Annotated in this window: 8 protein-coding genes; 6 read left to right on the top strand and 2 right to left on the bottom strand. The window is 76.3% G+C overall.

Translation table 11 applies throughout. The annotated features are described in order from the left end of the window. Together F6X68_RS25810 and F6X68_RS25805 are read left to right on the top strand one after the other, a co-directional pair. A partial coding sequence (locus tag F6X68_RS25810) for a carbohydrate-binding protein (protein ID WP_370518985.1) occupies positions 1-151 on the top strand: 151 nt, incomplete at its 5' end. Positions 152-217: 66 nt separating this feature from the next. Beyond that, positions 218-802, top strand: a complete 585-nt coding sequence (locus tag F6X68_RS25805; RefSeq protein ID WP_151456708.1) for a DUF305 domain-containing protein — start codon at positions 218-220, stop codon at positions 800-802. 15 nt (positions 803-817) lie between these two features. On the opposite strand, the gene msrB is transcribed toward F6X68_RS25805, so the two are convergent. Beyond that, on the bottom strand, positions 818-1231 hold the full coding sequence (msrB, locus tag F6X68_RS25800) for a peptide-methionine (R)-S-oxide reductase MsrB (RefSeq protein ID WP_101414752.1): 414 nt from the start codon (positions 1229-1231) through the stop codon (positions 818-820). A gap of 47 nt (positions 1232-1278) precedes the next feature. On the opposite strand from msrB, the gene ligD reads away from it, so the two are divergent. Then, entirely contained in the window at positions 1279-2304 is a 1026-nt protein-coding gene (gene ligD / locus F6X68_RS25795) for a non-homologous end-joining DNA ligase (RefSeq protein WP_151456707.1), read from the top strand. A gap of 55 nt (positions 2305-2359) precedes the next feature. Here ligD and F6X68_RS25790 read toward each other — a convergent pair whose 3' ends face one another. Next, the gene (locus F6X68_RS25790) at positions 2360-2653 is read right to left on the bottom strand and encodes a hypothetical protein (protein ID WP_132233105.1); all 294 of its coding nucleotides are present in this window, start codon (positions 2651-2653) and stop codon (positions 2360-2362) included. 169 nt (positions 2654-2822) lie between these two features. Between F6X68_RS25790 and F6X68_RS25785 the strand changes: the two genes are divergently transcribed. The 3 genes from F6X68_RS25785 to F6X68_RS25775 are packed head-to-tail and all read left to right on the top strand — an operon-like array spanning position 2823 to position 9767. After that, positions 2823-6017 (top strand): ABC transporter permease, encoded by a 3195-nt coding sequence (locus F6X68_RS25785; RefSeq protein ID WP_151456706.1) that lies wholly within the window; start codon positions 2823-2825, stop codon positions 6015-6017. A 37-nt stretch (positions 6018-6054) separates the two neighbouring features. Further along, complete coding sequence (locus F6X68_RS25780) at positions 6055-8766, top strand: FtsX-like permease family protein (RefSeq protein ID WP_192581544.1); 2712 nt, start codon at positions 6055-6057, stop codon at positions 8764-8766. A gap of 2 nt (positions 8767-8768) precedes the next feature. Beyond that, complete coding sequence (locus tag F6X68_RS25775) at positions 8769-9767, top strand: ABC transporter ATP-binding protein (RefSeq protein ID WP_151456705.1); 999 nt, start codon at positions 8769-8771, stop codon at positions 9765-9767. Positions 9768-10030 lie beyond the last annotated feature (263 nt).

Below are 10030 nucleotides of genomic sequence, written 5' to 3'. Positions count from 1 at the left end.
TGCGCCTGCCGGCAGCTGGACGGCGGGCCGGGCCTACCAGGTCGGCGACCAGGTCACCTACGGCGGGCTGACGTACCGCTGCCGGCAGGCGCACACCGCGATCCCCGGTTGGGAACCGCCGCACGTGCCGGCGCTCTGGACGCAGGTCTGACCGGACGGGTGCGGCCCGTCCCCCCGGCGCCCGCACCCGTCATCCCTTCCCGGATCGGAGTACGCCATGCGACGGCTGCCCACGGTCGTCCTGCTCGCCGTCCTGCTGACCGTCCCCGGTTGCGCCGCGCGGACCGCCCCGGCGTCGTCCGTCCCCGCGCCGCCGGGGCCGGCCGCGGCCAGCGCGACCGAGATGAACGGCTTGGACGTGGTCTTCCTGGCCATGTTGGCGGCACACACCGAGCAGACGCTGGAGATGGTGCGGCTCAGCCGCGACCGGGTGACCGACCGGAAGCTGCACACCCTCGTCGCCGCCATCGAGGTCACCGAGACCGACGAACTCGCCACGATGCGCGGCTGGCTGCGCGACGCCGGACCGGCCGCCGCCGAGGCCGCCCGCCGGCACGACCACGGGCAGCACGGGACCGCCGCCGAGGACATGGCACGCCTGCGGGCCGCCCCGGACGGCGAGGTCGACCGCGTCCTGCTCGGCCTGCTCGTCCCGCACCAGGAGGCGGCGGCCGACCTGGCCCGGGCGCACCAGAAGGTCGGCGCCGACCCGCGCGTACGCGACTTCGCCGGTCGCGTCGAGCGGTCGCGTACGGCCGAGGTCTCGCTGATGGCCGGGCTGACGCCGGCCCGGGGCGCCTGAACCCCGGGCGCCGGATCAGGCGTCGGCGCGCGGCTCCAGCCGGATGGAGACGGAGTTGACGCAGTGCCGGGTGTCCTTCGGGGTGAAACCCTCGCCCCGGAAGACGTGCCCCAGGTGGCTGTCGCATCGGGCGCAGCGGATCTCGGTGCGGCTCATCCCCAGGCTGCGGTCCTCGATCTCCTTGACCGCGCCGGGGATCGCGTCGTCGAAGCTGGGCCACCCGCAGTGCGAGTCGAACTTCGTGTCGCTGGGGTAGAGCTGCGCGCCGCAGGCCCGGCAGTGGTAGGTCCCGGGCGTCTTCGTGTCGACGTACTCGCCGGTCCACGGGCGCTCGGTGCCGGCCTCCCGCAGCACCCGGAACTCCTCCGGGCTGAGCCGGACCCGCCACTCTTCCTCGGTACGGGGCAGTTCACTCTCGTCAAGACTCACCCGTCAACGGTACGTCGGACGTCGGAGGTGTGGCATATGGTCGCGCAATGGGTGGCACGAAGGCTGCGGCCGAACTGATCGAGGTGGCCGGGCACGAGGTCCGGCTGACCAGCCCCGACCGGGTGATCTTCCCGCAGCGCGGCTTCACCAAGGCCGACGTCTTCCACTACTACCTCGCGGTGGGTGACGGCATCATGCGCGCCCTGCGCGAGCGTCCCACCACGTTGCAGCGCTTCCCGGAGGGCGTCGAGGGGGAGGCGTTCTTCCAGAAGCGGGTGCCCGCGCGCGGCGTGCCGCCCTGGGTGCGGACGACCACGATCAGCTTCCCGAGCGGTCGCAGCGCGGCCGAGCTCTGCCCCGCCGACCTGGCCCACGTGGCCTGGGCCGCCCAGATGGGCACCATCGTGTTCCACCCGTGGCCGGTGCGTGCCGCCGACGTCGACCGCCCCGACGAGTTGCGCATCGACTTCGACCCGCAGCCCGGCACCGACTTCGCCGACGCGGTTGCCGCCGCCGGGGAGCTGCGCGGGCTCCTCGACGAGCTGGGCGCCACCGGCTGGCCGAAGACCTCCGGCGGCCGTGGCGTGCACGTCTACCTGCGGATCGCGCCACGCTGGACGTTCACGGAGGTGCGCCGGGCCACCATCGCGCTGGCCCGCGAGCTGGAGCGGCGCCGGCCGGAGCTGGTGACCACCGCCTGGTGGAAGGAGCAGCGGGGCGAGCGCGTCTTCGTCGACTACAACCAGATGGCCCGCGACCGCACGATCGCCTGCGCGTACTCGCTGCGGGCCAACGCCCGGGCTACCGTGTCCACCCCGGTCACCTGGGACGAGCTGCCCGACGTCGACCCCGACGACTTCGACCTGCGCACTGTCCCGGCCCGGCTGGCCGAGCGCGGCGATCCGCACGCCGGCATCGACGACACCGCGTGGGACATCAGCCCGCTGCTGGAGTGGGCCGACCGGGACGACACCGCCGGCCAGGGCGACATGCCCTACCCGCCGGACCACCCGAAGATGCCCGGCGAGCCGAAGCGTGTGCAGCCCTCCAAGGACCGCGACCGCCCCCGCTGACCGGCCCGCCCGATCGCCGCCGTCCCGCCGGCACGGGCGGGACGCGTGCCCGCCGTCACCGGCGGTCGCCGTACGCCTCCACCGCCTCCTTGGCCGAGCGCAGGTCCGCGCCGGTCGCCTTCCGGTACGCGGCGATCGCCTTGATCTTGTCGCCCCGGGCCAGGTGCTGTCCCACCTCCGGCGGCACGGGCGAGGCGTCCACCACGCCCAGGTGGTCCATCACCAGCCGGAGCCGGCGCTCGATCTCGGCGAGCCGGTACGCGGTCCGCGCCTGCTCGGTCCTGCCGGGCAACTGGGCGGCGAGCAGCGCGACGACGGCCACCATCAGGGCGGTGAGGGCGATCTCCATCCGGTGATGGAAGCACATCCGCGCACCGCGCCATCCTCGCCGGGTCGCCGGCCCCGCCCACCGGTCGGGCGCCTCCGGATAACGATCAAGTAACGGGCGCGAACCTTTCCCGGCACGTCACCGCTCTCCCTGATCGTCGGCCCGACAACGGGCCAGGGGAGGGCATCGGATGAAGCTGGTGTGGAGGCGGGCCCGCGAGGCGCGTGGGCTGCTGCTCGCCGCGGTGGTCGCGGCCCTGGTGGCGGTCGCGTTGGTCACCGGGCTTTCTGACTACAACCGGCGGGCCGTCGAGGCGGGCCAGCGTGCCCTGCTCAGCGGGGCGTCGTTCGAGGAGCGCAGCCTCCTGGTCAGCGGCGCGGCCGGCCGGGACGCGGCCGAGTTCGCCGCCCGGGACCGGGCCGTCCGGGACGGGTTCGCCGCCGGCCTCGGCGGCGCGCCGGTCACCGTCGACGCCGCCCGGTACGGCGGTGGCCGCGAGCTGACCGGCGACCTCGGCCCCGTGGCCCGCGACGACGACGATCCGGTCTTCGCCACCCTGGCGGCCCTCGACGACCTGCCCCGCCACGCCGAGCTGACCGGCGGCGCCTGGCCCGCCCCGGGAGCCTCGCCGCTGCAGGTCACCCTGCCGGAGAAGGTCGCCGGCATGCTCGGGATGACCGTCGGCGACCGGGTGCCGATGCTGGACCGCCGGTCCGACGAGGCCAGCACCGTGGTGCTCGTCGGGACCTGGCGCCCCCGCGACGCGGCCGACCCGTACTGGCGGCTGGCACCCGGGGTCGGGGCGGGCAGCGCCGCGGACGCCGGCACCTCGTACGGGCCGTTCGTGCTGGACCCGGCGGACTTCGTCGCCACGTACCCGGGCTCGGTGTCGGCGTCCTGGGTCGTCGAGCCGGACCTCGCGGCGGCGGCCGGCGCGGGGCGGCTGTCCGACGTGCGGCAGGCGCTCACCGCGGCCCTCGCCGAGGTGCCCGAGGCGGCCGGGCTGGGCTCCTCCGGCCAGACCGTCACGGCGATCGACCGGCTCCTCGACCGCGTCACCCGGGCCGACCTGGTGGGCCGTTCCTCGCTGGCCACCCCGCTGCTGCTGATCGTCGTCCTCGGCGGGTACGCGCTGGTGCTCGTCGCCGCCCTGCTGCACGAGGACCGGCGCGGCCAGACCGCCCTGCTCCGGGCCCGGGGCGCCGCGCGGCGGCAACTGGCCGGCCTGGCGGCCCGGGAGGCGGCCCTGGTCGTCCTGCCCGCCGGCGTGCTGGGGCCCCTGATCGCCGGCGAGGCGCTGCGGCACGTGGGTACCGGCGGCGCCACCCCGCTGACGCTCGCCGCCGGCAACACCACGCTGATCTGGGCCGCCGCGGCCGCCACCGCCGCCGGCTGCCTGGTCGCGATGGTCGTCCCGACGTTGCGGGGGGCCGGCACCTACGTCGCCGACATGGCGGCCCGGTCCCGGCCCACCCGCGCCGCGAGCGTCCAGCGGGCCAGCCTCGACCTGGTGCTGGTCGGCTTCGCGGTGCTGGCCTGGACCCAGCTGCGCCAGTACTCGTCGCCGGTCGCCGGGGCGGCCGGCCGGCTCGGGGTGGACCCGCTGCTGGTCGCGGCGCCGACGCTGGGCGTGCTGGCCGGCGCGGTCGTGGCGTTGCGGCTGCTGCCGCCCGCGACCCGCTTCGCCGAGCGGTTCGTCGACCGCAGACCGTGGACCGCGACCATGTTCGGCATGTGGCAGGCGGGGCGGCGCCCGCACGCCGGCCCCGTGCTGCTGCTCGCCCTCGCCGTCGGCGGCAGCACCCTGGCGTGGTCGCTGGTGACCACCGGCGAGCTGTCGCAGGCCGACCAGGCCGAGCACACCGTCGGCGCCGACCTGCGGGTCGTCGAGCGCACCGGCTCGGCACCCGACGGTCGGGCCGGTCAGCTCGCCGCTCTGCCCGGCGTCCGCGAGGCGCTGCCGGCCTGGCGGGACGAGATCCGCCTCGGCCGCGCCGACCTGCCGACGACGGTGGTGAGCCTCGACGCCGCGGCCGCGGCCGACGTGCTGCGGCTCAACGAGAGGCTGACCGACGAGCCCGCGCCGGCACTGCTCGACCGGCTGACCCGGGCGCGCGGCGCGCCCACCGGGCTGGAACTGCCCGCCGGCACCCGGTCGTTCACCGGCACGGTACGCACCCCCGTGCGCGACGCCGTCACGCCGCACCAGATCGGCCTCTGGGTGCTGCTGACCCGGGCGGACGGGCTGGCCTTCCGGCTTCCGGCGGGCAGCAGCGGCAGCGACGGCCGACCGGCGCCGTTCACCGTCGCCGTCCCCGCCGGGGAGGGCGCCCTACGACTGTCCGGTTTCGAGGCCGACGGCGGGAGCGCGCGCGGGCGCGCGTACCGCCTGGAGGTGTCGGACCTGCGGCTGGTCGGCGCCGACGGCGCGGCCCGGCCGGCGTCGCTGGACGGCGGGTGGGTGGCCGTCGACGGCCAGGGCAAACCGGTCGATGCGTCGGCCACGGCCGCCGGGCTGAAGGCCGACTGGGAGGTCGAGTACCGCGAGGGCGGCCGGTTCGCGTTCCAGCCGCCGAGCCGTTTCGCCGTGGTGCCGGCCGGCGAGAACCGGCCGGTACCCGCACTGATGACCCCGGCCGTACGCGACGCGTTGAGCTTGCGCGTCGGCGACACGGTCAACCTGGTGCTGTCCGGCGCGACGCTGCCGGTCACGCTCGTCGGTGAGCTGGACGCAGTGCCGTCCGCGGCCGGCGAGGGCGTGCTGCTGGACCTGCCTGCGGCGGCGGACTGGCTGATCCGGGACCGGGGCGGGGTCCGGCCGGTGCCGGAGTGGTGGCTGGGCACCGAGGACGCCGGCCACGCCGAGGCGGCCCGCGCGGCGGCCGACCTGACCGGCGCCACGCTGCTCGACCGGCGGGAGGTGGCCGAGCGGGCTGCCGGCGACCCGTACTGGCAGGGGGCCCGCACGGGGCTGCTCGCCGCGGCGCTCGGCTCGGTGCTGCTGGCCCTGGTCGGCCTGATCGTCGACGTCTGGGCGACCGCCCGGCACCGGCTGGGGGAGTTCGCCGTGCTGCACACGCTCGGCGCCAGCCCCCGGCTGCTGGCCCGGGCGCTGCTGGCCGAGCAGACCTTCCTGGCCGGGATCGGCGTCGGCGTGGGCCTGCTGCTGGGCGCCGCGGTCGGCGCGACCATGGCCCCGCTGGTCATCCTCACGCCGTCCGCGGGCCGGCCGGTGCCGGAGGCCGCCTTCGTGCTGCCCTGGCTGCCCATCGGCCTGACCGCGCTCGGCCTGCTGCTGGCGGCACTCGCCTTCAGCGCGTTCATCGCCCTCGGCATCCGACAGCGGGTGGCCGTGGCGCAGCTGCGGATCGGGGGAGACCGGTGACCGGGAGCGTAGGGACGACCAGGAGCGGAGACGGGGCGTGGTGAGCATCGGGGCGGTCGTCCGCCGGGTCCGGGCGTACGGCGGGCAGTTCCTGCTCCTCGCGGCGCTGACGCTGGTCGCCACGCTGGTGATCAGCGGGGTGCCCAGGATCGTCAACGGGCACGCCCAGGAGGGCCTGAAGGCCCACCTGGGTGCGGTGCCGCCGCAGCAGCGGGACGTGACGTACTCGTCCGGGCCGCTCGCCGCGGCGGACAACGGCACCTCCGTGGTGGACGCCCACGAGGGCGACCTGGCGGCGATCGAGAGCGCGATGCCGCCGGTCGTCGGGCGCATGGTCGACCAGCGGTGGTACGCCGGGGAGACCCCGGCCAGCCTGGTGCGGGGCCCGGACCTGGCGGCGAAGAACCTCCTGGTCCACCTCGGCCTGCGGTCCGTGACCGGGATCGAGGAGGCCGGCACGCTGGTCGAGGGAAGCTGGCCGGCCGACACGCCGAAAGACCAGCCGGTGCAGGTGGCGCTGGCCGCGGACGTCGCCGGCAAGCTGAACCTGCGGCTCAACAGCCGGCTCACCCTCGCCGCGCCGGAGCCGCTCACCGCCGACTCCCCGCCCCCCACCCAGCTCACCGTGGTCGGCCTCTTCCAGCCCCGTGACGCCGCCGACGGGTTCTGGGACGGGCTGCCGCCGCTGCTGCGCATCGTCGAGCCGGTGGGGGACGGCCAACCCTTCATCGCCGTCGGCGTCGTCGACGGCGCCGCGCTGAACCGCCAGGCCGTCGCCGGCTGGCCGCTGACGTTCAGCTGGCGCTACCGCCTGGGCGCCGACGGCGTCGACGCCCGCGAGCTGGACCAGGTGATCGGCGGACTCCAGCAGATGACCCGGGAGGCGGGCGGCCGCAACCTCGTCCAGGGGCTGGACATCCCGCTGCGGCAGTTCTCCGCCGAGGTGGACAGCGCCCGGACGGTGCTCGGGGTCATCGCCGCGGGCGTACTGGCCACCCTGGCCGGCCTCGTCGTGCTGGCCGCCGGGCTGCTGGTGCGCCGCCGCCGCTCGGAGTTCACCCTGCTGCGGGCCCGGGGCGGGGCGGCCACCACGAGCGCGGGCCGCAGCCTGACCGAGGCGCTGCTGGTGGTGCCGCCCGCCGGCGCGCTCGGCTGGCTGGTCGGTGGCCTCGCTCCGGGGGCACCGGGTGAGACCCTGTGGTCCGCCGTCGCCGCGACCGTCCTGGTGGCCCTCGCGCTGCCGGTGGCCACCCTCGCCGCGTCCAGGGGCGGTGCCGGTCGGCGCGACCTGATCCGGTCGCGCCCCTCCGCGCGTCGCCTCACGGTGGAGGCGGGGCTGCTGGTCCTCGCGGGTCTCGCGGTCGTGCTGCTGCGCCGCCGCGGCCTCACCCCGGGGGAGGTCGACCCGCTGCTGGTCTCGGTGCCGGTGCTGCTGGCCGTCGCCGCGGCGGTGGTCGCGATGCGGTTGTACCCGTGGCCGCTGCGGCTGGTCAGCCGGCTCGCGGCCCGGGCCCGGGGCAGCGTCGCCTTCCTGGGTACCGCCCGGGCCGGCCGGTCCGTCGTCGCCGTGCCGCTGGTGGTCGTCGTGCTGGCCATCGCGACCGCGGCGTTCTGCGCGGTGACGGCCGCCGGGATCGAGGCGAGCCGGGACCATGCCGCCAGCCGGGTGGTCCCCGCCGACGCCCTGATCCTGGGGGACCGGATCGCCCCGGACACGGGCGCCGAGCTGGAGCGGCTGCCGGGGGTCCGTGCCGCGAGCCCCGTGCTGCACGAGGCGGGCCAACGACTGGCGAAGGACGCCGTCGGCACCGAGACCCGGCTCGGCGGGGTGACCGTACTCATGGTCGACGGTCCGGCCATGGCCCGGATCGTCCGCGAGTCCGGCGTCGACGTGACGGTGCCGGCGGCGCTGCTCGCCCCCGCCGGGGAAGGCGGCCCGCTGCCCGCGGTGGTCTCCCCGACGGTCGCCGCCGAGCTGGCCGACGCCGGTCTCGACGGCTCCGCCTTCGTCAGCGCCCAGGGCCAGCGGTACGAGTTCCGGGTCGCCGGGCAGGCGGAGAGCTTCCCGCTGCTGCGCGCGGACAGCAGCCGGTTCGTCGTCCTGCCCTGGCAGTCCCTGCCCCGGCGGGACTACGCCGCCGTGCCGACCGGCTTCCTGGTGGCCGGCGACGACCTGGACGGCGACGCGCTGCGCCGGGCCGGCGACGCGGGGCAGTCCCGCTTCCAGACCGGCGGGGCCGTCACCGGCCGGGAGCGCCCGCGCGGCGTGGAGGTGCTGACCTTCGCGGACACCCGTCGGCAGGTGGGCGAGGGCGGCGCCAACGGGGTGCTCGCCTTCGGCTTCACCGCCGGCGCAGCCGGCGGGACGGCGCTCGGCCTACTCGCGATCGCCTTCACGGTGCTCGCCGGTGCCCGCGAGCGTGGCCAGGTGCTCTCCCGGCTGCGCACCCTCGGCCTGTCCCGACGCCAGTGGCGCGGGCTGCTGCTGGTGGAGCTGGTCCCGCTGGTGGGCGTCTCGGTGGTGACCGGTGCGCTGGTCGGCACGGTCCTGCCGCTGTTGCTCACCCCGGTGCTCGGCCTGTCCGCCTTCACCGACGGGGTCGAGGTCCGGGTGGCGTTCGAGCCCGGCCTGGCGGCCGCGGTCATCGCGCTCGGTGCGCTCGCCCTCGGCTTCGCGGTCGCCGTCGAGGCCCTGAACAACCGCCGGATGCGCCTCGGTGAGGTGCTCCGGCTCGGAGAGGAGAACTGACAATGACCGCTACCGCGGAGAGCACCGCCGTGCCGGACCTGGCCGCCCTGCAACAGCGGGCCGCCCAGCGTGCGGCCGAGCGGGCCGGCGGCCGGGACCGGTTGCGTGGGCACATCGTCTGCGACGGGCTGGTCCGGATCTTCAAGACCGAGGGGGTGGAGGTCGTCGCGTTGCAGGGGCTCGACCTGGTCATCGACCGGGGCGAGCTGGTGGCGATCGTGGGCGCCTCCGGTTCCGGCAAGTCGACGCTGCTGAACATCCTCTCCGGGCTGGACACGCCCACCGCCGGCATCGCCCGGGTCGGCGACTACGACCTGCTCAACCTCTCCACCCGACGGCGACTGAGCTACCGGCGGAGCATGGTCGGATTCGTCTGGCAGCAGACCGGCCGCAACCTGCTGCCGTACCTGACCGCGCTGGAGAACGTCGAGCTGCCGATGCGGCTCGCCGGGCGGCGCGGCGGCCGGCGCGCCCACCGCGAGCGGGCCCGGGAGCTGCTCGACCTGGTCGGGGTGGGCTACTGCGCGGACCGGCGGCCCGGGCAGCTCAGCGGCGGCGAGCAGCAGCGCTGCGCGGTGGCGGTGGCGGTGGCGAACGACCCCGAGGTCCTCTTCGCCGACGAGCCGACCGGTGAGCTGGACGAGGCGACCGGGGCCGACGTCTTCGGGGCGCTGCGCACCATCAACGCCGAGCTCGGCGTCACCATCGTGGTGGTCACCCACGACCACGCCGTGGCCACCCAGGTCCGCCGGACCGTCGCGATCCGCGACGGCAGGACCGCCTCCGAGGTACGCCGGACCGCGCGGATCGGCGCCGACGGCAGCACCGAACTGGTCAGCGAGGAGTACGCCGTGCTCGACCGCAGCGGCCGGATGCAGCTGCCGGCGCCGTTCGTGGACGCGTTGTCGCTGCGCGACCGGGTGCGGCTCAACCTGGAGCCGGACCACGTGGAGGTACGCCCGGGCGACCGGCCGCAGGACGAGCGGGAGACGCCGCGGTGAGCGGCCGGGGCATCGCCACGGTCAGCGGTCGGGAGGCCTGCGCGGCCAGCGGGCGTGGCATCGCCACGGTGAGCGGGCGGGAAGCCGGCGCGGTGGGCGGGCGGAAGGCCGTCGCCGTGGGCGGACGGGGCATCAGTCGGTACCGCGTGGTCGATCCGGTCGACCGCGCCGAGCACAGCGGGGCGGGATCATGAGCGAGCACGACGTGACGTCGGACGACCGGTCGGCCGGGGTGGTGGCGGGCGCCACGGTCACCGACGAGG

This window comes from Micromonospora sp. AMSO12t (assembly GCF_008806585.1).
GTDB lineage: Bacteria > Actinomycetota > Actinomycetes > Mycobacteriales > Micromonosporaceae > Micromonospora > Micromonospora reichwaldensis.
This window is presented reverse-complemented; position numbering and strand designations above follow the sequence as displayed.